At 63.4% G+C, this 24,675-nt stretch carries 24 protein-coding genes, 1 tRNA gene and 6 pseudogenes; 7 read left to right on the top strand and 24 right to left on the bottom strand.

Annotated features, from left to right (window positions below):
* Positions 1–185 precede the first annotated feature (185 nt).
* A pseudogene (locus IPF76_RS13035) lies at positions 186–1,191 on the bottom strand (type ISP restriction/modification enzyme).
* A gap of 181 nt (positions 1,192–1,372) precedes the next feature.
* Complete coding sequence (locus IPF76_RS13045; protein ID WP_293844721.1) at positions 1,373–2,473, bottom strand: N-6 DNA methylase; 1,101 nt, start codon at positions 2,471–2,473, stop codon at positions 1,373–1,375.
* A 586-nt stretch (positions 2,474–3,059) separates the two neighbouring features.
* Between IPF76_RS13045 and IPF76_RS13050 the strand changes: the two genes are divergently transcribed.
* A complete protein-coding gene (locus tag IPF76_RS13050) occupies positions 3,060–3,299 on the top strand; it encodes a hypothetical protein (protein WP_293844724.1) in 240 nt (79 codons plus the stop codon).
* Here the strand turns inward: IPF76_RS13050 and IPF76_RS13055 are convergent.
* From IPF76_RS13055 to moaA, 13 genes are all read right to left on the bottom strand, one after another.
* Positions 3,296–4,201 carry a helicase-related protein gene (locus tag IPF76_RS13055; RefSeq protein ID WP_293844727.1) on the bottom strand — a complete coding sequence of 302 codons (906 nt, stop codon included), beginning with the start codon at positions 4,199–4,201 and terminating at the stop codon, positions 3,296–3,298. The two genes, IPF76_RS13050 and IPF76_RS13055, sit on opposite strands and share 4 nt — an antisense overlap.
* A complete protein-coding gene (locus tag IPF76_RS13060) occupies positions 4,122–4,739 on the bottom strand; it encodes a DEAD/DEAH box helicase family protein (protein WP_293844730.1) in 618 nt (205 codons plus the stop codon). Before IPF76_RS13060 ends, IPF76_RS13055 begins: the two co-directional genes overlap by 80 nt.
* Positions 4,679–5,077, bottom strand: coding sequence for a hypothetical protein (locus tag IPF76_RS13065; RefSeq protein ID WP_293844733.1), 399 nt, complete (start codon positions 5,075–5,077; stop codon positions 4,679–4,681). Before IPF76_RS13065 ends, IPF76_RS13060 begins: the two co-directional genes overlap by 61 nt.
* 30 nt (positions 5,078–5,107) lie before the next feature.
* Entirely contained in the window at positions 5,108–5,737 is a 630-nt protein-coding gene (locus IPF76_RS13070; protein WP_293844735.1) for a hypothetical protein, read from the bottom strand.
* Position 5,738: 1 nt separating this feature from the next.
* Positions 5,739–6,050 carry an HGGxSTG domain-containing protein gene (locus IPF76_RS20845; RefSeq protein ID WP_366499658.1) on the bottom strand — a complete coding sequence of 104 codons (312 nt, stop codon included), beginning with the start codon at positions 6,048–6,050 and terminating at the stop codon, positions 5,739–5,741.
* Complete coding sequence (locus IPF76_RS13075) at positions 6,047–6,754, bottom strand: helix-turn-helix domain-containing protein (protein ID WP_293844738.1); 708 nt, start codon at positions 6,752–6,754, stop codon at positions 6,047–6,049. Before IPF76_RS13075 ends, IPF76_RS20845 begins: the two co-directional genes overlap by 4 nt.
* 8 nt (positions 6,755–6,762) lie before the next feature.
* Positions 6,763–7,446 carry a helix-turn-helix domain-containing protein gene (locus tag IPF76_RS13080; RefSeq protein ID WP_293844782.1) on the bottom strand — a complete coding sequence of 228 codons (684 nt, stop codon included), beginning with the start codon at positions 7,444–7,446 and terminating at the stop codon, positions 6,763–6,765.
* A 67-nt stretch (positions 7,447–7,513) separates the two neighbouring features.
* Positions 7,514–7,675: a hypothetical protein gene (locus tag IPF76_RS13085; RefSeq protein ID WP_293844741.1), complete on the bottom strand. Its 162-nt coding sequence runs from the start codon at positions 7,673–7,675 to the stop codon at positions 7,514–7,516.
* A gap of 162 nt (positions 7,676–7,837) precedes the next feature.
* Positions 7,838–8,857 carry a site-specific integrase gene (locus IPF76_RS13090; RefSeq protein WP_293844744.1) on the bottom strand — a complete coding sequence of 340 codons (1,020 nt, stop codon included), beginning with the start codon at positions 8,855–8,857 and terminating at the stop codon, positions 7,838–7,840.
* Positions 8,854–9,027, bottom strand: coding sequence for a hypothetical protein (locus IPF76_RS13095; protein ID WP_293844747.1), 174 nt, complete (start codon positions 9,025–9,027; stop codon positions 8,854–8,856). Before IPF76_RS13095 ends, IPF76_RS13090 begins: the two co-directional genes overlap by 4 nt.
* A gap of 164 nt (positions 9,028–9,191) precedes the next feature.
* Positions 9,192–9,266, bottom strand: a tRNA-Asn gene (locus IPF76_RS13100).
* An 82-nt stretch (positions 9,267–9,348) separates the two neighbouring features.
* Positions 9,349–10,119, bottom strand: coding sequence for an NAD kinase (locus IPF76_RS13105; RefSeq protein ID WP_293844749.1), 771 nt, complete (start codon positions 10,117–10,119; stop codon positions 9,349–9,351).
* A gap of 30 nt (positions 10,120–10,149) precedes the next feature.
* On the bottom strand, positions 10,150–11,166 hold the full coding sequence (moaA, locus tag IPF76_RS13110) for a GTP 3',8-cyclase MoaA (RefSeq protein WP_293844752.1): 1,017 nt from the start codon (positions 11,164–11,166) through the stop codon (positions 10,150–10,152).
* A 59-nt stretch (positions 11,167–11,225) separates the two neighbouring features.
* On the opposite strand from moaA, the gene IPF76_RS13115 reads away from it, so the two are divergent.
* Together IPF76_RS13115 and IPF76_RS13120 are read left to right on the top strand one after the other, a co-directional pair.
* A complete protein-coding gene (locus IPF76_RS13115) occupies positions 11,226–11,534 on the top strand; it encodes a diguanylate cyclase (RefSeq protein ID WP_293844755.1) in 309 nt (102 codons plus the stop codon).
* Positions 11,525–12,418 (top strand): EAL domain-containing protein, encoded by an 894-nt coding sequence (locus IPF76_RS13120; RefSeq protein ID WP_293844758.1) that lies wholly within the window; start codon positions 11,525–11,527, stop codon positions 12,416–12,418. The genes IPF76_RS13115 and IPF76_RS13120 overlap by 10 nt, the downstream gene beginning before the upstream one ends.
* A gap of 27 nt (positions 12,419–12,445) precedes the next feature.
* Here IPF76_RS13120 and mfd read toward each other — a convergent pair.
* A pseudogene (mfd, locus tag IPF76_RS13125) lies at positions 12,446–15,869 on the bottom strand (transcription-repair coupling factor); the annotation flags it as partial.
* 67 nt (positions 15,870–15,936) lie between these two features.
* Positions 15,937–16,197, bottom strand: coding sequence for a succinate dehydrogenase assembly factor 2 (locus IPF76_RS13130; RefSeq protein ID WP_293844761.1), 261 nt, complete (start codon positions 16,195–16,197; stop codon positions 15,937–15,939).
* A gap of 233 nt (positions 16,198–16,430) precedes the next feature.
* Between IPF76_RS13130 and recG the strand changes: the two genes are divergently transcribed.
* Positions 16,431–18,497 carry an ATP-dependent DNA helicase RecG gene (gene recG / locus IPF76_RS13135; protein WP_293844763.1) on the top strand — a complete coding sequence of 689 codons (2,067 nt, stop codon included), beginning with the start codon at positions 16,431–16,433 and terminating at the stop codon, positions 18,495–18,497.
* On the opposite strand, the gene IPF76_RS13140 is transcribed toward recG, so the two are convergent.
* The 3 genes and pseudogenes from IPF76_RS13140 to IPF76_RS13150 form a co-directional block, all read right to left on the bottom strand.
* Positions 18,494–18,835 carry a PilZ domain-containing protein gene (locus tag IPF76_RS13140; RefSeq protein ID WP_293844765.1) on the bottom strand — a complete coding sequence of 114 codons (342 nt, stop codon included), beginning with the start codon at positions 18,833–18,835 and terminating at the stop codon, positions 18,494–18,496. The genes recG and IPF76_RS13140 overlap by 4 nt on opposite strands.
* A gap of 74 nt (positions 18,836–18,909) precedes the next feature.
* A pseudogene (gene tyrS / locus IPF76_RS13145) lies at positions 18,910–20,135 on the bottom strand (tyrosine--tRNA ligase).
* Positions 20,136–20,466: 331 nt separating this feature from the next.
* Entirely contained in the window at positions 20,467–20,604 is a 138-nt protein-coding gene (locus tag IPF76_RS13150; RefSeq protein WP_293844768.1) for a hypothetical protein, read from the bottom strand.
* 119 nt (positions 20,605–20,723) lie between these two features.
* Here IPF76_RS13150 and IPF76_RS13155 point away from each other — a divergent pair.
* The 3 genes and pseudogenes from IPF76_RS13155 (at position 20,724) to IPF76_RS13165 (ending at position 22,891) form a co-directional block, all read left to right on the top strand.
* Positions 20,724–21,925, top strand: a pseudogene (locus tag IPF76_RS13155) (DUF1343 domain-containing protein).
* A 19-nt stretch (positions 21,926–21,944) separates the two neighbouring features.
* Positions 21,945–22,244: an aminopeptidase P family N-terminal domain-containing protein gene (locus IPF76_RS13160; RefSeq protein WP_293844770.1), complete on the top strand. Its 300-nt coding sequence runs from the start codon at positions 21,945–21,947 to the stop codon at positions 22,242–22,244.
* A gap of 80 nt (positions 22,245–22,324) precedes the next feature.
* Positions 22,325–22,891 carry a M24 family metallopeptidase gene (locus IPF76_RS13165; protein WP_293844773.1) on the top strand — a complete coding sequence of 189 codons (567 nt, stop codon included), beginning with the start codon at positions 22,325–22,327 and terminating at the stop codon, positions 22,889–22,891.
* A 420-nt stretch (positions 22,892–23,311) separates the two neighbouring features.
* Here IPF76_RS13165 and IPF76_RS20850 read toward each other — a convergent pair.
* From IPF76_RS20850 to IPF76_RS13185, 4 genes and pseudogenes are all read right to left on the bottom strand, one after another.
* Positions 23,312–23,694 (bottom strand): annotated as a pseudogene (locus IPF76_RS20850) (DUF817 family protein).
* 116 nt (positions 23,695–23,810) lie between these two features.
* Positions 23,811–24,281 (bottom strand): hypothetical protein, encoded by a 471-nt coding sequence (locus tag IPF76_RS13175; protein ID WP_293844779.1) that lies wholly within the window; start codon positions 24,279–24,281, stop codon positions 23,811–23,813.
* On the bottom strand, positions 24,281–24,388 hold the full coding sequence (locus IPF76_RS13180; RefSeq protein ID WP_366499665.1) for a DUF2837 family protein: 108 nt from the start codon (positions 24,386–24,388) through the stop codon (positions 24,281–24,283). Before IPF76_RS13180 ends, IPF76_RS13175 begins: the two co-directional genes overlap by 1 nt.
* A gap of 63 nt (positions 24,389–24,451) precedes the next feature.
* Positions 24,452–24,675: pseudogene (locus IPF76_RS13185) on the bottom strand (hypothetical protein); the annotation flags it as partial.

Raw genomic sequence — 24,675 nt, forward strand, 5'->3', positions numbered from 1 at the left:
CGCCGCCACGCTCCTGCCCGGCCGCTTCTCGAACATCTTTGCACAATGTCCTGCGACAACTCGTCATAGGATTCGTGACCTTGCTCCTGCGCTAACAGGTCAGAGTTCCCTTTGCGTTCGCTCGGACGGCGCATCCGAACACCCTGTTATCGTCGCCAGCAAAGCGAGAGCGAGCCACGGTCGCATCAATCAATCTCCAGCTTCGGCAAGCCACGCACGATCTTCATCGTCTCCAGACTGACCGTGATGACGCGCTGGAACAGCAGCAGGGGATAGGCGGGATCGCCGACGGTCTCGATGGCGTAGCGGTTGGCGTCGTTGACGATGCCGCTGGCCTTGTCGGTTTTGACGCACTGGCGCTCCATCACCCATTCGAGCGCGGGCTTGCCGTTGACCACATAGTCATAGGCTTCCAGCGGAATGCCGGTCATGGTGATGCGCGGATTGTAATGCACCACCGTCTTGTCGAGATTGGGGCGCTTGCCGCCGAATTTCATTTTCTCGACGCGATAGAATTTCTCCGGGTCGGGAATATTGGCCAGCCTCAGATCGCCCTCGGCGATGGTGACGGGGAAGGCTTCAGCGCTGTCAAAATCGCAATGCAGATCGCCCAGTAGCCGCCCGGCTTCGACAAAGGCCCAAAAATCAGCCGCCTTCTTTACTGCCGGGATGCGCGGCAACTGCTTGGACAGATTATCGGCAAAGCGGGCGCGGTAATCCTCGCTTGTGCAGCAGGCCATAGACGTAATGAAACAGATCATCATGGCGATCGTCTCACCCGGATAAGCGGCCCGAAAATGCGCCAAACCTTCATCGGTGATCGCATCGCGTTGCCGCCGCCGCGGCTGGTGCGGCGGCGAACAGACCGCCTTTGTGCCATCGTCGGACGGTTCTGCCCCGCCATCGTATAGATAGCGGGGGAAGCATTTTGGCTTTTGCAACATTGTCAAGCTCGGGATGACGGGCACATAAGAACGGAAAATTTTGCTCCGACCCCTGCGGCGCATTACCCTTTATCTGAAATCGCATTTTCCGGGGAAGATGCTGCGGCATTTTCAGCACCATCTCGTTGAAGGTGCGGTTGTAATAAAGCCATTGGCGAGAAAAGGGGCGATAGAGGCTAGGCGTCAGGCAAGCGGCGTCGAATGCCAAAGCTTTGCCTTTCCAGATCGCTTTAATGCCCGCGTCCAACTGATCTTTGTCGGGTCGTAATTGAAAGCCGTCTCACCAATTCTTCGCGCGCCTTGCGATCGGAGATGGGTATGAGCGGCGTCGAAACGCGATAGTTCGGCGTTATAGAACCCGATCAATCCGCTCATTTCCGCGTGATGTCATCGCGGCTGCGAATTATAGCCCCAGCTATCGCGACCGGTCACGACACCCGAGAATAATCTGAAAACAGTGTAACGGCGGAGCTATCTCCCTTGTCACCTAACGGAATATAGGCGTCGAACGCCTTGTCGCGCTGGCCCAGCCAGTCGCCATGCTCATCGGGCGTGATCGCTTGCCAGTCGTTCGTGCGGGTAATGCCGCCTATGCTGCCGAAACGGGCGACGGTCGCTAGTTTGTCCTCGCGTGTCCGATAATCGCCGATGTCGTGGAAATGGATTTGACCATGCGTGGTGGCACGGGATTCTTGACCAGCAATGATGGCCACCGGCGTGCGGCTTCCTGCCGAACATCTTGCCCGCCTTCGCGGCGCGCGCGCTCGCCAGACGTGCGTGCGTTCCCCGCGCAGATGAAACATAGATGCTGGCAAATTCGTCGGCCAGACATTGGCGCAAGCCATCGGCTGTATTGGCGTCCAGCCAACCTGCATTGGAAACATAGGCCACCACCCCCGCATCGCCGATCCGGTCGCTGGCCCAGCGGATCGCACGGATATAGCTGTCGTACAGGCCCTTTGCCAAGGTCGCGTTGGAACGTTTGCGGCGTAGGTTTCGCGGATGCGGCCATCTAATCTCGGGTATTCAATGTTATCGGCGTTATCGTTTTCGCTCCTTTGCCCAACCGAATAGGGCGGGTTGCCCATGATGACGCGGATATCCAGTTCCTTTTGCCGCGCCCGGCGATGGCTGTTGTCGGGCATCAACTCGGCCAGCATGTCCTTTTCCTGCTCGTAAAGCTGGAAGGTATCGGTCAGACAGATGCCGCCGAATGGCTGGTAATCGCCGCCCGAAAGGCTGTGATAGACCGCCTCGATATTGATCGCCGCGATATAATAGGCCAGCAGCACAATCTCGTTGGCGTGGATCTCATGGGCATATTTGTGCGCCAGTTCGTCCGGCTGGATTAGCCCCGATTGCAATAGGCGGGTGATGAAGGTGCCCGTCCCGGTGAAGGGGTCGATGATATGCACCCCCTTGCTGCCAAGGGTTTGGCGAAATTCGGATTGCAGCACTTCGTTGACCGAATGGATGATGAAATCCACCACCTCGACGGGGGTGTAAACGATGCCCAGCCGCTCGGTCATCCGTGGGAAGGCGTTGCGGAAAGAATTTGTCGTATAGCTCGACAACGATCTTCTGCTTGGCCCCGGCGTCGTCAATGCCCGCCGCGCGCCGTTTCACGCTGTCATAGAAGCGCTGGAGACTGTCGGCCTCCTTGTCCAGCCGATGCTCGTCGAGCGCCTCCAGCACCCTTCCATCGCTTGGAAACGGGATTGTTGCGCGCGAAGCTGTAACCCTCGAACAGGCGTCGAACACCGGCCGGGTGATCAAATGCTGGGCCAGCATCTCGATAGCTTCGCCAACGGTGATGCTGTCATTCAGGTCGTCTCGGATTTCGGCAAGGAAACCTTCGAACGCGGCGCGTTCGGGCGTATCGGGTTTTTCGACCAGCGCGGTGATGCGGGTGATATGCGTCTGGGCGATCTTTGCAATATCGCCCGCCCAATCCTCCCAATAATCGCGGCGACCACATTTCTTGACGATCTTCGCCATGATGGCGCGTGAAAATTCGTCAAACACAAATGCGGTCTGGCTTTCGCCGCTGCCGCGCGGGGTGCTGTCGCCGTCGCCGCGCTCGCCGTCATGGCCGCCCGCGCCGCCGCTGCCAATATGGTCACCGCCGCCTTGCTTCGCCTTCGCGGCAGGCAGCTTGTTGCTGACTGCGACAACCTCGATATGGTCGCTGATATCGACGCCAAGGTCCGCTTGATTGAGCCGCGCATCAAACCGCTCGTCGTGGCTGCGAAGCGCGTTCAGGATTTGCCACACCACACGATACCGCTCGTTATCGTCGAGCGCCTGTTCGGGCGTGACACCGGCCGGAACGCCGATGGGCAGGATGACACCTAAGCTGCTTGCCCCGGCGCGCGGCGCATCACCCGGCCCACTGACTGCACAACGTCAATCTGGCTCTTGCGCGGGTGCATGAACAGGATCGCGTCCAGCGCGGGCACGTCCACGCCTTCAGACAGGCAGCGGGCATTGGACAGGATGCGCGCGACGCCTTCGCCCGCATCCTCTTTCAGCCAGTCCAGATGCACGTTGCGTTCTTTCGCGCCCATGGTGCCATCCACATGGTGCAACTGGCATTCGAGCACGGCGGCATCGCCCATGGCGTCCTGACCCTCGTCGGACGCCAGATATTCGCTCACGACATTGGCAAATTCGGTGCGGACCAGTTTGGATGCGGCGATATCCTTGCAAAAGGCCAGCGCGCGGCGCATCGGCTGGGCATCGGTCAACAGTTCGTCTTTCAACCCATTCTTGGTCAGCGCCTTGTAACAGCCGATGATCTTGGTCGCGTCGTCCAGCTTCAATTCAGTGCCGCCATCGGCCAGCCGGTGCTGCACACCGCTCGACACCATCGCTTCGTCGACGGCCAGCACCAGCACCTTGTAATCGGTCAGCAGGCCATTCTCGACCGCCCAGCCAAAGCCGCGCGTGAACAGCGTTTCGCCATAAAGCGCCGGATCGTCCATTGATGCCAGCTCGGCCGATGCCTCGCTGGCCTTTGGCGCTTCACCCTCGCCAAACACGCGCGGGGTCGCGGTCGTATAGAGGCGCTTCCGGCCCCCAATGAAATCCTGATTATGGACTTTGACGAAATTGCTTTCGTCCTCGCCTGCCAGCGTCGCGCCAGTGGTGCGGTGCGCCTCGTCGCAAATGATCAAATCAAACTCGGGGAAGCTGTGCCGCTTTTGCGCGTCGCTGATAACTTGAATCGATTGATAGGTGGAAAACACCACCGTCATCCGGTCGGGGGCAAGGGGCGTGCGCCCGGCTGGCCAGTTTCGCTGCGTTAGTGGTCGCGGGATAATCCAGATCGTGCAGTTCGACCTCTGCCACGTCGTCGGCATCGCGGCGACGCTTGCCCACCTGCACGTCGGAACAGACGGCATAGGATCGCAGCGGGATCGCGCTGTCGATTGTCCATTCGCGGATCGTCTGGCTCATCAATGCAAGGGACGGGACTAGCACCAGCACGGTCTTGCCCGGCCCCGCCATTGTTTCGGCGATTTTCAGCCCGGTAAAGGTCTTGCCGGTGCCGCACGCCATGATCAGCTTGCCGCGGTCGGACTCGGCCAGTCCGGCCTGCACCGCCGCGAGCGCATCCTGTTGATGCGGCCGGAGCGCCTTGGGTGCGGCGACCTTGATTTCCTCGCGCTGGAACCATGCCGTCCAATCAATCGGGCTTTCTTCCAAACGGTCCAGCCCGATGCGGGTGACGTTCAGGTCATCCAGCAAGGCCTCGGCATTGCCGCTCCACGGCGCGCCGGTCGTGTCGAGCACCAGACCGCGCGAAAAATGGCGCGTCGCGCCACTGGCAGGAAGCTGTCGATATCGCCCTTCTGGATGCGGTAGCCTTCCGCATAGAATTTGCACTGGATCGCGCAGAAGCTGTCCTCGCCCCGAATCTTGGCGACCAGATCGATGCCGATATCCTTGCCGTCGAGCCGCTGCGCTTTCGCCCAGTCGGTGAAGGGCAACACATCCTCATATTCCTGGGCCATGCCCGGATCATGTTTTATAAACGCCAGCGCGAGCCGCTCGAAATAGGTGCCCTTTTCCCGTTCGGTCTTTGCCGCCGCGCGATATTGGGCCAAAAGCTGGCGAAGCGGTGTCGTCATAATCCCCCCGAACAATTCGTCGGGCGCACGCTAGACGCGAGATGACCGGCCGCCAAGCCTCCCCATCATCGCCATCATTTCCATCGCGCATTCGGCGTCGAGGTCCATATAGCGGTCAAGGTGCCGCTCGAACGTGCGGTTCCACATGCCTTTGGGACGGTGGAGTCCGGCTTCCCAGCCCTGATAGCACCCCAGCTTCTTTTGTAATCGGAACAGCCGCTCGAACGGCCGGTCCCGCGCGGCGTCGCGCTGGCATTGATAGCCAAGCCGCCATGCCTGCCGCGATGCGAAGCGGTCGCCGCCCGGTGGCAGATAGAGTTTGCCGACGCGGATATGGCGATAGGGACAGATCATCCACCACCGCTTCCCGCCATATTGCGGCCGGGTGAAACAGAGGCGCACGGTCTGCCGCACCTGCTCGCGGTCGTCGCCGCTGCCGCGCGTATAGGATAGTTCCAGCCGTTCCTCGCCCGGTTCGTGCATGATGGCATCATAGCTGATCGAGCCGGACGGTTCGCCGCCGCAGGTCCAGTTTAGCGTGCCGCGCAGGTGCGCGCCCTCCTTGACCCGCCCAGTCCGCAGCATCCACGCCAGATCGATGCGAAGCGAGGCGTCCGCCGTCGGCCTGCCGCTATATCGCCCCGAACCCCAGCCACCCAATTCAACCTCCCCGGCGCTGCAATGCGCCGCCAGATTTTCCTAAATCATCAGCCTTCTTTACCCTCTCATGGGGTTTGCCCGCCGATCCGCGTTTTCCGTTGCGGGCCGACCGCCGCTTGCCCTTGGCGGTCTGGGGTCCGGTGGAAAGCCCGCCATGCAATTTGCACCGGCCGGATCGATACAGGTCGCGGCGCTTGCACGGCGTTCCAGGGCGGGTGTGAGCGCCGCAGATCATATCTCTGCATTGGGGTGGAAAGTCCCCCCGCTCATCGCACCACTGTCGCCACAGCGCCCGTTTATCGGCATCGGTCATGCGGCGTGCTTGTGGTCGGTTGCTGCCCGTTCGAGCGCGGCGGCGAGAATCGTCGCGTAGGCAAGGTTGGCTATGGGCTGGCTATAATCGGTCTGCCACCAGCCGACGGGGAAGCGATGCGTGCGTCGGTCGGCGTTCCCGAAATGCCCGAGGGACTGGTTACTAGTATGTGTCCCCCTTTTCAGGACAGTATCACTTTGGCAGATTTGCGCCATTTCCGCTGTCTCGCTGTCCGCATTATCGGGACAGTCCGGGGTCGAATTTTGCGCTACTGTCCCGATTTCGGGGACCGTACTGTCCGGCTTTCGAGGACCGCGCGTTTTTGTCGGCCGCCATTGTTCATAGGCATGAGAGGGCGCACGATGCTCGCTGCCTTTCGGTCCGGCCACCCATGTCAGGCCCCAGCACGCGGCATGGGGCGTTTTGCGCGAAAAGCCGCCGGGTGTGGCGCAATAGATAAAGCCCTTGTCTTGCAACTCGCGAAGCGCGCGGTTGACTGCATCTTTGCCCAACCCCGTCTTTTCGGCCCCTGTGCGGACCGAAAGGAAAAACTCGCCGTTGTTGTCGCCCTTTTCGAGCGCGGCCATCGCCAGCAGCACCTTCACCCCGCTGCCCGAAAGATGCCGCCATGCTTCCGATTGCATTTGTCGGTGATAGATGCGGATATGGCGCGACGTTGTCGCCCGGCGCAATTTGTCGGACACTATCTATCTCACGCGGCGTCGCGGGTCGCCGGGCCTTCGGCCAGACGCTTGATGCTGTCCAACTTCACAAGACGGCGGGTGCCGATGGTGATCGTCGCCAGAGAGCCATCGTCGATCAATTCATACGCTTTAGTGCGGCCGATGCCCAGCATACGGGCGGCGTCAGCGATACTGCAAAGCACGGGTTCCATAGCGCCATTTCCTTTCCGTTCATCCCCGCACGGCAATGGTTGCGGGCGATAAGGAAAGAATAGCGGCGGGCAGTCCCGGCCGTCGGCCAGCAAGGTCGAGAACTGGCCAGAAACTCTAGGCGGCGAGGTTATTGGCCTCGTCGCCGCGCCGCCGAAACTTCGAAAGCCAGCGGGCGCGTTCTTTAACAGGCTTTCGGACGGCTGTTCATCCCGTCCCGCGAACCAATCCGCCAGCTTGTTTTTTACCTCGGCTTGCGAGGCGGGGGTGCCAGGTTCCGTCGTCGGCCCATTGAAACACAATTGCTGCGACTGCGCGCTCCCAATCATATTTTGATGGCGCGCCGCCCTTGTTGCGGTCGGCCGCGTGCCGGCGCTGGAGCGTCGGCGGCCCACTTCAGCCGGGCGCACCTCGATATCGCAACCAACATACGTTTCCTCAAAATATCCTGGTTCGAAATCGCCGCCCGATGTCTCGGCGGTTGGGCGAACAATCCGCTCCATGTCCAATCGGCGCGCGGTTCCTTATACTCGGCCCATCTCGTCATACATGAGGGCAGGGTGACTTCATTCAGTCCGAAGGAGGATCGACGTGCCCTTCCATAGCGAGCCGGTTGATCGCCTCATTAAGAGGCATCATCACAGGAACCTGAATCTCAAATCGCGGATCGAAGCGGTCCCATCCCCAAGACTGGATAATTGCCAGCGCCTTGTCATCGCCGTGAACGTCCATGTTTGTCGCCCTATCAGAAATTGCCCGTATCTGTGCGGATGGGAGTGAACATTAGCGGAACATGGCGTCCGCGGAATAATCGCGCAAGACCCGGCTTACCCGTCGGGGTTCTAACGGGGTGCGAAACGCGGCATCGACCGAAAGCGGCCATCGGTGGCTCGCCTATTTTCGCTGCCCTGCAGCGATCGGCACCACGTTCCCATTACCGGCACCAACTGCAAACCCGGCCCAAGCGTCCATCAGTTCGCGGCGCTTATCGAAAAAGTCGGTGCGGCGATAAGCGGCCTCGACGGCATTGGGCACGGTATGTGCCAACGCAGCTTCGGCAATTTCGCCCGGCAGGCTGGTCTGTTCGGCTGCCCAATCGCGAAAGGTCGAGCGAAAGCCATGCACGGTGCAGGGGGCTTGCATATCGCGTAGCGCCTTGGTCAGCGTCATGTCGCTAAGCGTCTTGCCGCTCGTGGCTGGAAAAATCAGGTCGGTCCCGGCGCGCCGGATCGAAGCGGCGTTGCGGAACAGCACCACGGCAGGGGGTGAGAGAGGGACGCGATGCACGCGCCGTGCTTTCATGCGCTCGGCCGGAACGGTCCAGACGGCGGCATCCAGATCAATCTCGCTCCACGTCGCGCCTCGCACCTCGCCGCTTCGCGCGGCGGTCAGAATCAAGGCCCGCAACGCCAGCGCGCCAATGCCGCCCTTGTCGGCCAGCCGCGCCATGAAGGCGGGAAGGTCGCTATAGGGCATCGCCTCGTAATTTCCGCGCTTTGGCTGGGCAGGCAGGCGGTCGGCGATGGCCGGGCCAAGCGTTCCGATGAACAGTGCCCCATCCGGCCGGGCAAAGCGCAAGGTGCGGATAATCAGGCTGCGAACCTTCCGGCCAGTTTCGGGCTTGCGTGTCCAGATCGGGCGAAGGCAGGCGGCGATGGCGTCGGCATCGATGCTTTGCACCTGCAATTTGCCAAGGGAAGGGAAGGCATAGGTTTTGAGCTGCGATAGTTGCTGCCGCCGCTTGGCGTCTGATATTTTCGCGTCGGCCGCTTTGGCCTCCAGAAAGCCAAGCGCTGCCTCGCGAAAGGTGCGCGTCAATTCCTTGGGCGGTTGCAAGGCCAGATGCGGGTCGCGACCGGCGACGAGTGCGGCTTTCACCAGCGCCGCCTTTTCGCGCGCTAGGCCGAGCGTCACTGCGCGTAGGCTTCCAAGCCCGAACTCGCGCCGTTTGCCGTCTTGCTGAACCCGGCTACCCAGCTTGCCTGCCCCGATTCGCGAACGGCAAGAAGCAGCCCGTCGCCGTCGTGGTGCTTTCCCGGCTTTGCCAGCGCGGCGCGAATATGTGCTTGCGTCAGACTGCCCATGACATCCTCAAAGTTCGATTTTGAACTGTTCCTCCTCCTTTTATCCCCCACCATTAGCGCGAAAGAGGGCGAATGGCAACGAACGCAAGTGAACGGATCTGCGCAGATTTCCTATGGTTTTGGGGGTGTCGCGCGGTCGCTTGCGAACAGCAGCGAAAAGGAAATGGCTCCCCGGGTAGGATCTGAACCTACGACCGATCGATTAACAGTCGATTGCTCTACCGCTGAGCTACCGAGGAACATCCCGCCGATGCGGGCAAGGCGGCCCTTTGCCGCGAGCCGTCAACTTTATCAAGAGGGTTTTGGCGGGATAGGCTCTGCTCAGACGATAAATTGTTCCATCGCGATGCGTTCGTCGAGCCCTTGATCAGGATCGAACAGCAAAGTCAGCGGCCGACTGCGGTCGGTGGTGACCAGAACGGTCTTCACATCGCGGATCTCGCGCTGGTCGGCAACGGCGCTGACCGGGCGCTTCGCTGCCTCGCGGACGTTGAAGCGGATACTCGTCGATTCGGGGACGAGCGCACCGCGCCAGCGGCGCGGGCGGAACGGGCTGATCGGGGTCAGCGCCAGCATTTCGGATTCGAGCGGCAAGATCGGTCCGTTGGCGCTGAGGTTATAGGCGGTCGATCCCGCGGGGGTCGACACCAGCACCCCGTCGCACGCCAGTTCCTCGAGCATCGTCTTTTCGTTGATCAGCACTTCGAGCTTCGCCGCCTGGCGCGTTTCGCGGAGCAGTGAAATCTCGTTGATTGCGGGCAGGATATGGCGCTCGCCGCTGATCGTCGTGATGTCGCCGCTCAAGGGATGGATCAAAAAGGGACGCGCCGCCGCGAGCCGGTCGACCAGGCCTTCGACGCGAAACTCGTTCATCAAAAAGCCGATGGTGCCGCGGTTCATCCCGAACACCGGCATGCTGCGCCGCTGGTCGAGCAGTTGGTGCAGCATGTGGAGCAGGAAACCGTCGCCGCCGAGCGCGATCAGCAAATCGGCCTCGTTCAGGTCGACGAAGTCATAGAGTGGGCGCAGCTCGGCCTCGGCTTCCATGGCGGCGGGCGCGTTCGATGCGACAAGCGCGATCTTGCGATGCATATTGGTCCGGTTCCCCTAGCGGACAGGCTTTCAGCCGCCCGTTGCACTCATATGACGCGCGACCGCCGGTGTGGACTTTCGTTCGATGTGAAAGTCATGCGCGCGGGGTTTGCCAGCCAATGCCAGATCAATCAACCCATCGACGTCGCCAGCTTCACGCAGCGCCGCGCGCAGATCGACATGGTCGTCCTGCCCCAGGCACATATAGACGCGCCCCTCGACGGTCAGGCGGATGCGATTGCAAGTCGCGCAGAAATTGTCCGACAAAGGCGTGATCAGGCCCAGCGTGACCGGGCTGCCCTCGACCGAGAAATAGCGCGCCGGACCGCCGGTGCGCTGGTCGACAGGGTACAGCGCGTGCGTTTCGCGCAGTGGAGCGATGAAATGGTGGAGCGGAATATAATGATCACTCCGGTCGTCTTCGACCTCGCCGAGCGGCATTGTTTCGATGAGCGTGAGATCGCAGCCGGTCGCGGCGCAATAATCGAACATCGGCAGGAGCTGATCGTCATTGAGCCCCGCGAGCGCGACCATGTTGATCTTGACCGCCAGCCCTGCGGCGCGCGCCGCGGCGATGCCGCGCAACGCGACATCGACGTCGCCGACGCGCGTAATATGCCGGAAAGCGGCGGGGTCGAGAGTGTCGAGACTGACGTTGATGCGTCGAACGCCAGCCGCCGCCAGCATCGGGGCATGTTCGGCCAGCCGCATGCCGTTGGTGGTCAGCGTCAGCTCATCGAGGCCGCGACCGACCATCGCCCCCAATCGCATCGCCAGCGTATCGATGCCGCGCCGCACCAGGGGCTCGCCGCCGGTCAGGCGGATGCGGCGAATCCCCCGCGCGACGAATCGCTCGGCCAGTTCGCCCATTTCTTCGATGCTGAGCACCGCCGATTTGGGCAGAAAAATCATATCCTCTGCCATGCAATAGCGACAGCGCAGATCGCAGCGGTCGGTGACCGACAAGCGCAAGTAACTGATTCGACGACCATGACCGTCGATCAATGGCGCCGTCGATGCGGCAGGTTGGGAAAATGTGGCAGCCACGCTGCTCTTGTGATGCAAAAGGCAGGAACTTGGCAAGCAAAGCCTGCTAGGGGGACGCAATGAATCGCTTATCCGAAACCCTGTCTGCGTGTGTCCGAAAACTTGAAGCCCTGCACCTGCGTCACGACGCCGACGCCGGCGTCATCCTGGTGCAGATCGATCAGATGGCGCGGATCAATAGTAGTGCCGGGACCGCGACGGGCGACGCGGTGCTTGACGAGATCGGGCGGCGGCTGGAAAATTTCGCCAGCGACGAATTCGGGCAGGGGTCGTGCGTCGACCGGCTCGACGGGCCGCGGTTCCTGATCGTGCCGTCGAGCCCGATGTCGCTGGGGCATTACGCGCGCAGGAGCGCGCGTTGCACGTAGCGCTGGCCGAACCGATCGTCGGTGATCCGAATGGGCGGCTGTCGATCCGCATCGCCGCGGCGCTGATTGTCCGCGACGAGTCGGTGGCCGAGCAACTGCGCACCGCGGGTGACCAGCTCGCGCGCCCCGCATCGGCGCGCGATGGCGTGATGGTTCATGCCGCGCTGTCGGGCAATGAGGTGCTGATCCATTATCAGCCGCAATATGACGTCGGTACCGGCGAAATGATCGGGGTCGAGGCGCTGCTGCGCTGGCAGCATCCCGAATTAGGCCTGCTCGGCGCCGGGCCGCTGGTGACGGCGGCGCGCGCGGCGCGGCTCGAGTGCGAGCTGACTGAACATGCGCACCGCGTCGCGCTGGCCGAAATGGCGCAATGGCCCAAAGCGCTGGCCAAGCTGCGCGTGTCGCTCAACATCACCGCAGCCGATCTGGGCGACCCCGAATTTGCGGGACGGTTCGCCGCGATGGCGAAAGCGGCGAAGATCGATCCCGACCGGCTGACCCTCGAACTTACCGAACAGGCGATGCTGAGTGATCCGGCGAGCGCCGCGGAGCAGTTGGCACAGATCCGCGCGCTCGGCTGCGCGATCGCGATCGACGATTTCGGGACCGGCTATTCCAGCCTGTCGCTGCTTGCGCGGCTGCCAATCGATTATCTCAAGATCGACAGCGGTTTTACCCGCACCATCGATGGCAGCGACCGCGACCGCATCGTGGTTCGCGCGATCGCCGATCTGGCGCGCGCTGGGATTGCTGGTGGTGGCCGGGGGATCGAGAATGAGCGCCAGTTGGCGCGATTGTCCGAGCTCGGCGTCGCGTCGTGGCAGGGGTTTTTGAAGTCGGGACCAGTGCCGGGCGATCAGTTGCTGGGGTTGATGGCGTAAAACCCCTCCCTTCAGGCGCGGGATTGGTCAGGCCACCTGCCGCGCCAGCTTGCCCAATCCCTTCGACAACTGCAGCGCGCCGTTCAGACGGGCGCCCGTACTCACCCAATCGCCGCTCACCGACAGCTTGTTGTCGGGGCGCAGCCGCGCGCGGCCTTTCAACCGTTCGACATAGGCGATCAGCCCGGGAACGTTTGCGAACTGGTCGCTGTGGAACGACACCAGCGCGCCCTTGGTGCCGACATCGAGCTTGGCAATCCCGGCGATCCGGGCGTTTGCCTTGATCTCCATCAGGAGGACGAGGTTTGCTGTTTCGGGCGGGAGTGGACCGAAGCGGTCGATCATCTCGGCCGCGAAAGCATCGAGCGCCGCGCGATCCTCGGCATCGTTGAGGCGGCGATAGAGCGCCATGCGCAGCGGCAGGTCGGGAACATAATCCTCGGGGATCAGGATCGGCGCATCGACGGTGATCGTCGGGGACAGTGCCTCGCGCGGCGGCAGGGTGCCGGCGCCCTCGGCTTTGGCGACCAAAATCGCCTCCTCGAGCATTGACTGATACAGCTCGAATCCGACCTCGCGGATATGACCCGACTGCTCGTCGCCAACGAGGTTGCCCGCGCCGCGAATGTCGAGATCGTGGCTCGCCAGCTGGAATCCTGCGCCCAGGGTGTCGAGATCGCCGAGCAGTTTGAGGCGCTTTTCCGCGGTGTCGGTGATCGCGCCATGTTCGGGCGTCGTCAGATAGGCGTATGCACGCGTCTTGGCGCGCCCGACCCGACCGCGCAACTGGTACAGCTGAGCCAGGCCGAAGCGGTCGGCGCGATGAATGATCAGTGTATTGGCGCTCGGGATGTCGAGCCCGGATTCCACGATCGTGGTTGACAGCAGCACATCATATTTGCGGTCGTAGAAAGCGCTCATCCGGTCCTCGACCTCGGTCGGGGTCATCTGACCGTGTGCGACGACATATTTGATCTCGGGGACGCGGTTGCGCAGGAATTCCTCGATGTCGGGCAAATCCTTGATCCGTGGCACGACGAAGAAACTCTGCCCGCCGCGGTCATGCTCGCGCAACAGGGCTTCGCGGAGGACAACTGCATCCCACGGCGCCACATAGGTGCGCACCGCCAGGCGGTCGACCGGCGGAGTCTGGATCACGCTGAGTTCGCGGAGGCCCGACATCGCCATTTGTAGCGTGCGCGGGATCGGCGTCGCGGTCAGCGTCAGGACATGGACATCGGCCTTGAGCTGCTTCAGCCGTTCCTTGTGGACGACGCCAAAGCGCTGTTCTTCGTCGACGATGACTAGGCCGAGCTGTTTGAACTCGACCGATTTGGCGATCACCGCATGGGTGCCGATCACGATGTCGATGTGACCACTCGCCAGCCCGTCGCGGGTCTTTTGCGCTTCGCCGGCCGGGACGAGGCGCGACAGGCGGCCGATGTTCACCGGGAAACCTTTGAATCGCTCGACGAAATTGGTGAAATGCTGGCGTGCCAAGAGCGTGGTCGGACAGACGAGCGCAACCTGTGTCCCCGCCATTGCTGCGACGAAGGCGGCGCGCAGTGCGACCTCGGTCTTGCCGAATCCGACGTCGCCGCACACCAGCCGGTCCATCGGCTTGCCCGACGCCATGTCGGCGAGCACATCGCCGATCGCGCGGTCCTGATCGTCGGTTTCCTGATAGGGAAAGCGGTCGGCAAAAGCGGGGTAGGCGGCGTCCTGCACAAGCAATTCGCCCGAGCGCAGCGCGCGCTGCGCCGCGGTCGCCAGCAGTTCGCCCGCGATCTCGCGGATCCGCTCCTTCATCCGCGCCTTGCGCCGCTGCCACGCTTCGCCCCCGAGCCGGTCGAGCGCGACGCCGTCGCTTTCGCCGCCGTAGCGCGACAGCACGTCAAGGTTCTCGACCGGCACGTAAAGCTTGTCGCCGCTCGCGTAGGTCAGCGCGACGCAATCATGCGGGCTGTTGCCCACCGGGATCGAGGTCAGCCCCTCGTAACGCCCGATGCCATGGTCAAGGTGAACGACCATGTCGCCGACGCTGAGCGTCGCGAGTTCGGCGAGGAAAGCGTCGGCGCTCTTGCGGCGCTTCTGGCGGCGGACGAGGCGTTCGCCGAGGATGTCCTGTTCGGTGAGGAGGCTGATCGCGTCCGACGCAAAGCCGTGGTCGAGGGGCAGGACAACCATTGCGGTCGCGCCGCCGCTTTCGGCCGAGGCAGTCCCGAGCGCATCCTGCCAGCCGTCGGCCGCGGCGAGCGACGTGACGCCATGCTCGCGCAGTAACCCCGACAGGCGATCGCGTGCGCCGCCCGAATAGCTGGCGATGATCGTGCGGCGTCCCTTGCGACGTTCATCGGACAGATGATCGGCGACCTTGTCGTAAATATTGAGGTCGGCGGCGCGTTCGGGGGTGAAATCGCGCGCGGCGAACGTCTCGAGATCGATGACTTGCGGCGACGGTGCGACGTCGAACGGGGTGATGATGTGGATCGGGCGGCGTGTTGCCGCGCCCGCCCATTCGGTTTCGGTCAGATACAGCGTTTCGGGGGCCAGCGGGCGATAGCTGCCGGTCGAATCCCGCTCAGCCGCGACGCGGTTCGCATGATAATCCGCGATCGCGGCAAAGCGCGTCTCGGCGGTCGCCTCGCTGCGGTGGCCGCGCAGCACCGGGGTCGCGGGGTCGATATGGTCGAACAGGTTCGCCAGCCGCTCCTCGAACAGCGGCAACCAATGGTCCATCCCCGCCTGTCGCCGCCCCTCGCTGACCGCCTGATACAGCGGATCGCCGGTCGCCTGCGCGCCAAAGATTTCGCGGTAGCTCGACCGGAAGCGCTTGATCGTGTCCTGATCGAGCAAAGTTTCGGCGGCGGGGAGAAGTTGCAGCGCCTTGGCGGGGCCAAGGCTGCGCTGATCGGCGGGGTCGAAGCGGCGGAGGCTTTCGATCTCGTCACCGAAAAAATCGATGCGCAGGCCGTTCTCTTCACCGGCGGGAAACAGGTCGACGATGCCGCCGCGCACCGCAAACTCGCCTTGGTCAGCGACGGTGTCGACGCGGCTGAAACCGTTCGCGACGAGCAGTTCCGCAAGCGAATCGCGGTCGATCCTTTGCCCGGCGGCGAGCGTCGTCGCGAGCTGACGGATGCGGAACGGGGTCAGCGTGCGCTGGGTGATCGCGGCAACGGTGGTGAGGATCAGCTCGCCGCGCTTGGGCGCGGCTTGCAGCGCCGACAAAGTCGCCAGCCGGTCGGCGCTGACACGCATCGACGGCCCGGCGCGGTCGTAGGGCAGGCAATCCCACGCGGGAAAGCGGTGGACGGTGAGATCGGGCGCAAAGAAGGGTGCGGCGTCGGCAATTGCCTGCATCGCGGTGTCGTCGGTCGCGATATAAACGAGGCGCCGCGTCGCTGGCGCGCGCCAGATCGGCGAGGAGCAGCGGCAGGAACCCGTCAGGCCGCGCGCCAGTGTCAGCGGGGTCGTTGCCGACCCAATCGCGGCGAAAATGTCGGCGGCAGGGATCGTCATGGCAGCGGGATATAGTCCAGGCGGCGCATCGCGGCGATCATCTCGGGCCGGTTCAGATGCGCGGGCGGCTCACCGGTGCCGAGCGCCCACGCCATGATATCGACGTCGTCTTCCTCGACGACGATTTCATACCAGGCGATCTCGTCCTCGCCCCACGTCGTGGCATAGCGGTCGAAAAAGCCGCCGATCATATAGTCAGCCTCGCGCGTGCCGCGATGCCAGGCCCGGAATTTCAGGCGTTTGAGGCGGTCGGTCATCTGTTTCTCTTTTCCCTTCTCGCTCGACGGGAGAAGGATACGGAGCCTTGCCGCTTTGCGGCTAGGCGAAGTTGGATGAGGGTGTGCGCTCGCATGGCGAGCGCGCGCTTGCTTTGCAAGCGCATACCCCTCACCCGCTGCGACTAACGAGCAAGCTGGTAAGTCTCGCTCCCCTCTCGCGCAAGGGGAGAGGGGGTGTAACTTTGCGCGGTCAGCGTTAGACACGATGAACCATGCGACCCGAAATCCTCAATCCGCTCTTTGCCGCACTCACCGACCTCAAAGGTGTCGGGCCGCAGCTTGCCAAGCCGCTGGCGCGGCTCGGGCTGGAGCGCGTCGTCGATGTGCTGTTCCACCTGCCGACCGGGCTCGTCCAGCGCCATCCGGTCGATCGCCTCGACGATGCGCAGCCGGGGCAGCAAATCATCATCACGCTCACCGCGCAGGACTACCGCTCGGGCCGCAGCCCGCGCGCGCCGTTCGGGGTCGATGCGTTCGATGGCGCGGGCGATCATGTCCGGCTCGTCTATTTCGGGCGAACGTCGGGGCTGGCGAAAAAGCTGTTCCCGCTCGGCGAAGCGCGGCAGGTGTCGGGCCGCCTCGACAGCTATGGCGAGATGCGGCAGATCGTCCATCCCGACCATGTCAGCGAACCGGGGAGCGCCGAGGCGATTGCGACGAGCGAGGCGGTCTATCCCTTGACCGAAGGGCTGACCAATGCGCGGCTGTCACAGCTGGTCGAGATCGCGCTCGAACGGCGGCCCGAACTCGCCGAATGGATCGACGGGCCGCTGCTCACCAGCCGCGGCTGGCCCGAATGGCGCGAGGCGTTGGCGCGCGCGCATGCCAGCCCGCATGACAACGCCGCGCACGACCGGCTCGCCTATGACGAGATTTTCGCCAGCCAGGTCGCGTTGATGCTGATCCGTGAGGGACTGCGCAAGCGCAAGGGGCGCGCGGTCGTCGGCGACGGGCGGCTGATCGGCGCGCTACAGCTGCCGTTCGGGCTCACGGGCGCGCAGGAGCGGGTGGGCGACGAAATTGCTGCCGACATGGGCCGTGAAACCCCAATGCTGCGGATGCTGCAGGGCGATGTCGGCTCGGGCAAGACATTGGTCGCGCTGCGCGCGATGCTGGCGGCGGTCGAGGCGGGAACGCAAGCGGCGCTGCTCGCGCCGACCGAGATTTTGGCGCGCCAGCATTTCGCGACCTTGCAGGCGATGCTCGCGGGGCTGCCGGTCAACATCGCGATTCTGACCGGACGCGACAAGGGCCGGGTGCGCGAATCGACGCTGATGGGGCTGGCCGACGGCAGCATCGACATTCTCGTCGGCACCCATGCGATTTTCAGGATGCGGTGGCATATCGCGATCTGGCGCTGGGTGGTCGTCGACGAGCAGCATCGGTTCGGTGTCGCGCAGCGGCTGATGCTCACTCAGAAAGCTGCACGCCCGCCGCATTTGCTGGTGATGACCGCGACCCCGATCCCGCGCACGCTGCAACTCGCCAATCATGGCGAGATGGATGTGTCGCGGATCGACGAAATGCCGCCGGGGCGCACTCCGGTCGACACCCGCGTCGTCTCGGTCGACCGGCTCGACGAAGTGGTCGGCGGATTGGAGCGTCACTTGGCCACCGGGGCGCAGGCGTACTGGGTCTGCCCTTTGGTCGCCGAGAGCGAGATGAGCGAGCTCGCCGCCGCCGAGGAGCGCGCGGCGCTGCTGCGCGAGCGGTTGGGCGCCGACCGCGTCGGGCTGGTTCATGGCCGGATGAAGGGGCCGGACAAGGATGACGTCATGGCGCGGTTTCAGGCCGGGGAAATCGGGGCGCTGGTCGCGACAACGGTGATCGAGGTCGGGGTCGATGTCCCCGCCGCCAGCCTGATGATCGTCGAACATGCCGATCGCTTCGGTCTGGCGCAGCTGCACCAGCTGCGCGGGCGCGTCGGGCGCGGCGCGGCGAAATCGGTGTGCTTGCTGCTGCGCTCGCAAAACCTGTCCGAAACCGCGCGCGATCGATTGGCGCTGATGCGCGAGACGAACGACGGGTTCGTGATCGCCGAAAAGGATCTGGAGCTGCGCGGAGGTGGCGAACTGCTCGGGCTCAAGCAGTCGGGCGACGCCGATTATGGGCTGGCGAGTGCCGAACAGCTCGTGCGATTGTTACCGGTCGCGCACGACGATGCGCGGCTGTTTGTCGAACGCGACGGGGGCATGGACGGCGCTCGCGGCGAGGCGGTGCGGCACTGCCTGTATCTGTTCGAACGCGATGCGGCGGTGCCGCTGCTCAGAAGTGGTTAGTTGACGTCCGCCCGCGCGCCCATGGCGCGGATCATCGGTAGATAATCTTCGACCGCGATCGACTTGTCGAACTGCACGCCGGTCTTGCCGCCCAGCGACCACACGACCTTTGCCGCGGTGCGACCGATGATCGGCATGCGGAACACGACGAGGTCACCGATCTCAAGCCCGCGCTCGAAGCGCATTAGCATACCGTCGGCGCTGATGTTGACGCATGTGCACATTTCCTGCCGTCCGTCGGGCATGACGAAGGGCAAGCGAACATAGACGTCGCTACGCGGAGCAATTCGCTGGTCGAGCCCGACATAATGGGCCTTGCTGATGTCGATCTTGCGCATTTTTGTGGACCTTGTTGGTTTGGGCATAAGGATCCGCTCGATTGCTGAAGATTGGGTAAACGCGTTTCTGCGCCTTACCGCGTCACAAGGCCATGTTTTTTCGCGCCCAGGCTCAATGGCACCGGATCGGCATCCGGCTGAATCCGATGATGCGGGTCGCGAATGACGACGCCGTTCACCTTGACTGCGCCCTCGTCGAGCTTGCGTCGCGCCTCCTTGTTCGACGCGGCAAAGCCCAGTTCGCGCAGCGCGTCGACGACGCTGATCCCTTCCGGGGGCGCGGCGGCCTGCGGCAGATCGCCACCAATCTGTCCCTTTTCAAAGGTTTGCGCGGCGGTGTCCGACGCGGTGCGCGCGGCGTCCTCGCCGCGGCACATTGCGGTGGCTTCGTTCGCCAGCATCTTCTTTGCCTCGTTGATCTCGGCGCCATCGAGTTTCTCGAGCCGCGCGATCTCATCGAGCGGCAGATCGGTGAATAACTTCAAAAAGCGGCCGACGTCGCGGTCGTCGCAATTGCGCCAGAACTGCCAGTACTCAAAATGGGACAGTTGATCTTGATTAAGCCACCACGCCAGCGGCGGTTTTGCCCATCTTGGCGCCCGCCGCGGTGGTCAGCAGCGGGTGGTCAGGCCATAGAGGTCGGCGCCGTCCATGCGGCGGCCCAGTTCCATGCCGTTGACGATATTGCCCCACTGGTCCGACCCGCCCATCTGAGCCGCACCCCCATGTCTTTCGACAGATGGCGGAAATCATAGCCCCTGCAGGATCATGTAGCTTGAATTCGAGGAAGGTCATCGGCTGTTCGGCGTTCGAGCCGCAGCTTCACCGAATCAAAGGTCATCATGCGGTTGATCGTGAAATGGGTGCCGACTTCCTGCAGCAATTCGATGTAACCAAGCTGCCCCCAGCCAATCCCGGATTATTGACCATCACCGCGTCGGTCGGCCGGTCGCCAAAGGTCAGGAATTGCTCAAAGATGCCGAAAATCGACGCGATGTTCGCGGCGATCGTCCTGGTCGGACAGCATCTTGCGGCTTTCGTCGCGCCCGGTCGGGTCGCCGATCCGCGTCGTCCCCGCCGCCCATCAGCACGATCGGCTGGTGCCCTGGCCTGCAGGCGCCGCAGCATCATGATCTGGACCAGGCTGCCAACGTGCAGGCTGGGCGTGGCTGCGTCGAACCGATATATCCGGGGACGACCTGTTTGGCGGCAAGTGCATCGAGCCTTCCGCGTCAGTCATCTGGTGGATATAGCCCCGTTGATCAAGGACGCGCAGCAGGTCGGATTGATGGTTCGTCATAGCGGGCGGGCGCTTAGCATGGGGTTGGAGTTTTGGATAGCATTCGCAAAGCGCTGGTCTGCCACCCCGACACCCCGGCCCGAACCGTCCGGTCGGTCGCGGTTGAGGTCACGCTGTCGTTCGATGACGGCTTTGCGCTGCGCTATTTCGTCGAGGGCCCGGTGGGCGATATCGTGCTGCCGGCGACGGCCAGCTCGTCATCGCCGACAGCGCGACCGACGGATTGTGGCAAGGCACCTGTTTCGAGGCGTTCCTGACCGAAGAGGGCACCCGGACTACACCGAATTAGCTATGCCCCCGACGGCCGCTGGGCCTGTTACCAGTTCGACGATTACCGCTCGCTGCTGCGCCCCGACGAGCTCGCGCCGTGGGAGATGGTCGCCGAGCGCAGCGATACGCAATATGCGCTGCGCGTCGAGCCGGGAATATTTCCCGACACCGGGTCGAAGCTCGCGCTCTGCGCGGTCATTGAAGAACTCGATGGCACCAAAAGCTATTGGGCGCTCGCGCACCCGCCCGGCAAACCCGGATTTTCCATCATCCCGATTGCTTTGCGCTCACGCTTGCGGCACCGGGCGCGGCATGACGATGACATTCGGAATCGACCGCCTGCTCGCCGATCCCAGCGCTGCGCGCGCTGGCTGGCCAGCGCGTCGCTGCTCGCGCATCCCGCCTCGGTCGCCGCCGACCTGACCCAGCCAGCCTCGACGCGCGCGTCGTGGCAGGAGTAAATGTCACCGCGGTGTTCGGACCGCAGCAGGGCGTAGGTTGGCGGCGACCTGCAGGACAACATGATGGAGGTCGCCCGACTTCACCGACCCGGTGCATGGCGTTCCGTGTTTCAGCCTCTATGGCGAAGTGCGCCGCCCTACCGGCCAGTCGATGCACACCTTTGACGTCGTGCTGATCGACCTCCAGGATCTCGGTTGCCGCATCTACACTTATGTCACAACCCTGCTTTACATGCTTGAAGCCGCGGCGAATACGGCAAGGCGGGTGGGTGCTCGACCGCCCAAAACCCCTGCAGGGCGACCCGTCAGCGAGGACGCTTGCCCGTCCCGGCTGGGAGAGTTTTTGTCGGTGCGGCGCTGATGGTGATGCGCCAAGGGCTGACGATGGGCGAAATGGGGAGCTGGTTCATTCGCCACTTCGATCTCGACGTCGATTACCGCGTGATCGAAATGGAAGGGTGGCGCCCCGCCGTCGGCCCAGATCATGGCTGGCCCAGCGATCGCGTGGATCAACCCAGCCCCAATGCCGCGAACGTCAACATGGCGCGCGCCTATGCCGGCACCGTGATGGTCGAGGGCGCCACGGCTGCGAAGGCCGCGGCACGACCCGCCCGCTCGATTTCGGCGCCCCCGACATCGACGCCAAGGCGGGGTTCGCCGAGCTGCACCGCCTTGCGCCGCCGTGGCTGGCAGGGTGCAAGCTGCGCGCTATCTGGGTCCAGCCGACCTCTCACAAACACGCCGGCCACCTCAACACGGCGTCCGCTATCCATGCCGAGGGCCGTGGTGCTGACGATGCGTCGTTCCAGCCGTGGCGGGTGCAGGCGCTGGGGTTCAAGGCGATCCGGTCACTCTATCCGGCTTACCCGATCTGGCGCGGTAAGGACTTCAAATATGAATACACCGACGATGTGCTGGCGATAGACGTAATCAACGGCGGTCCGGGCCTGCGCGAGTGGGTGGATGATGCAGCCGCGGCGGCGGGTGATCTCGATGCAATGGCGAGGCCCCGGTGAGGCAGCATGGCGCGATGAAATTGCGGACGTCCTGATTTACTGAACGTGGAAGGCGGAAGACGATGCAGCGCAGGCAATTTCTTGGCACCGCGGCCCTCGGCGGGCTGGGTGCAACGCTGCCTTTGTCGGCATGGGCCGCCGACACCAGCGGACTTCCCAATCTGGCGGCCAACGCGGTTCCGATTGGCGCTGCCGAGCGCTTGGCGCGGATCGCCAGGGCGGCTCAATTGCTGCGCGCCGAGGGCATGGACGCCCTGCTGATCGAGCCTGGTTCGAGCCTGGTCTATTTTACAGGTGTCCAGTGGTGGCGCAGTGAGCGACCGACCGCAGCGGTGGCGACATGTCGCAGATTGCGGTGGTGACGCCATTTTTCGAGGGGCACCGTCGGTGCGTGGAAAGCTCCTGGGCGTCGAGGCCAGGAGGTGCTGACGTGGAACGAGGGATGACAATCCGCTCGCTGCCGTCGCGACATGGCTCGGCAAAACGCGGGCCGACCAAGGCAAGATCGGCGTCGGCGGAAACGGTGCGCTATTTCGCGGTCGACGGCTTGAAACAGGCGACAGCGGGCGCGACCGTGTCGTCAACGGCGCGCCGGTGGTGCGCGCGGGTGCTGGATGCACAAACGGCCTGCGAAACGCTGATGCAGGCCGCGAACGATGTCACCATCGCCGCCTATCGCCATACCGCGCCGCGGACGGAGGCGGGGATGACTCCTGCGCAGATCGGCGCGACATGGTCGACGCAACGCGTGCGCTCAGGCGACAAGAGCGAATTCGAGCCGATCCCCGCTCGGCGAAGGAGTGCCTATCCGCACGGCAGCGGGCAAGCCGCAGGCAACGCCCAGAGCGGCGAGGTCGTGCTGATGGATCGCGGTGGCGCCACCATTCACGGTTATCAGTCCGACATCTCGCGCAGCTTCGCATATGGCAGTTTCAAGTCCGCGCCAGCGGCAGGTGTGGGACCAGATGCAAGGGACAGGATGTCGCCTTTGCCGCAGAGCTCGGCTTAAATCCCCGCGGGGTAAGATCGATGACGCGGTGCGCGCTTATTGAGGAAGGCCTCGTTGGGGGTCCGGGCAGTAAACCCCGGCACCTTCGCACCGCACCGGCCACGGCGTCGGCCTGGATGGGCACGAGCCCTGCCAATCTGGTGCGCGGCGAAACGACGAGACTGGCGCTGGGCATGTGCTTTTTCGAACGAGCCCGGGCCCAGCTGATATTCCGCGAGTTCGGGATCCAGTTTGATGATTGTCGGATATGACCGACAGCGCCCGAAATGGTTCAGGCCGATCCGCCGCCGTCGATCGACCAGCCGTTTGTCTAAGTTTCTCCGTTGCTGGAAGGGGAGAGGACGCGACCGCGGCTATCGGATGATCCGGCGCTTGCGGCCGCTGAGCAAAGTCTCACCAGCATTGAACCGTAGATGATCATCAGCAGATACCAGCCGCCGAGCTTCTCGACCCCCACCCATGGTGCCAGCTGATCCTGACCTCGGATGAGTCCACGCGCGCGCAAACGTCCTGACACTCGGCGAACCAGATGAACAGCGCGACGCCCCAGCCGACGAGCAACGGCATCGGGCGATGGATATGGAGCGGGCGGAACCACACCCTGACAGCGCCTAGAACAGCAGCGCGGTCACCGCAAACAGCAACCAGCGCGGATGTCGTAACAGCCAATGATGCGCGAAGAAATTGACACAGATCGCGGCGAGCAAGAGCGTCACTGGCCCATACCGGCGGGTAACCCGTGTGGCGGAAACCGAAGATCCGCCAGACGCGCGGATATAGTCGCTAACCGCCGCGGCATACATGAAGCCCGAGAATAGCGGCACCGCGCCAATGTGGAGGAGGCTTCGCCTGATATTGCCACGATCCCGCGGCGGTCTTGAACAATTCCATCACCGCGCCGACGAGCGTGTGTGAAAGATCAGATGACGAGCGCTTCCTTCGGCGTTTGCCGGAAGGCGAGCATGCCGAGCTGACCAGCACCGCGCCGATCGTGATCGCGCTGCCAGCGATGGAGCAGGGCATCCGCGTGATGTGAACAGTTGTAAACGGCGGGCCGCGGAAGCAGAACCAGGTGCCGATAGCAGCAGGTGAGCATCAGGCCGCCGGAACAGGCACGCCTAACCTTGTTCTGAACCGGAAGACGAGAAATTGAGGAACCAGCCGCGGTCCAGGCTCGACGGCTAACGCCTCGAGCCGCATTCGGACGGCGGAAGCGCGACTGTGAGCCGCTGCGGTGCGTCAGATAGACGGTGACCCAGGTGATTAGCAGCGCTGCGGGAAGCAGCAGCGCTTGCGCCAGGATCGCCAGCGAGGCGGCCCAGCGAGATGAAGATGACCGCGCGGGCGGAACTCCGCCCATCGACCTTTCCTCGACCGCGTCGTCAGTCATCACCGACAGTTGTGGTCTATAAAGGCGAAGAGCAGGATCGTCGCAAAGCCGCTGATCAGCGCCGACAGCTGCGACGCGGTGACGCGGAATTCAGGCGCCAGATAAATTCGCGCGTAGAGCGAGTTACTTGACGCCCACGGCGAGCAGCGACTGTGCGAGACAGTTGGCGATCAGTACACCCCAGCTGATCCCTTGGCATCTTCCAGCCCTGAGGTGCGCGAGGCTGGGGACAACAGCGATCGGCGCGCAGTCCGCTCGGGCTTATCGCCTTGCCACCAGTTTGGCGGTCGAACGAATGGGTCTGATACCAGCCGATTGGTGGCGGTAAACATGCGCTGTCCGGTGGGGACGAGGAGGATACCGATCAGCGTTGCGACGCTTGCCGCAGCGAGCA

This window comes from Sphingopyxis sp., from assembly GCF_016704835.1.
GTDB lineage: Bacteria > Pseudomonadota > Alphaproteobacteria > Sphingomonadales > Sphingomonadaceae > Sphingopyxis.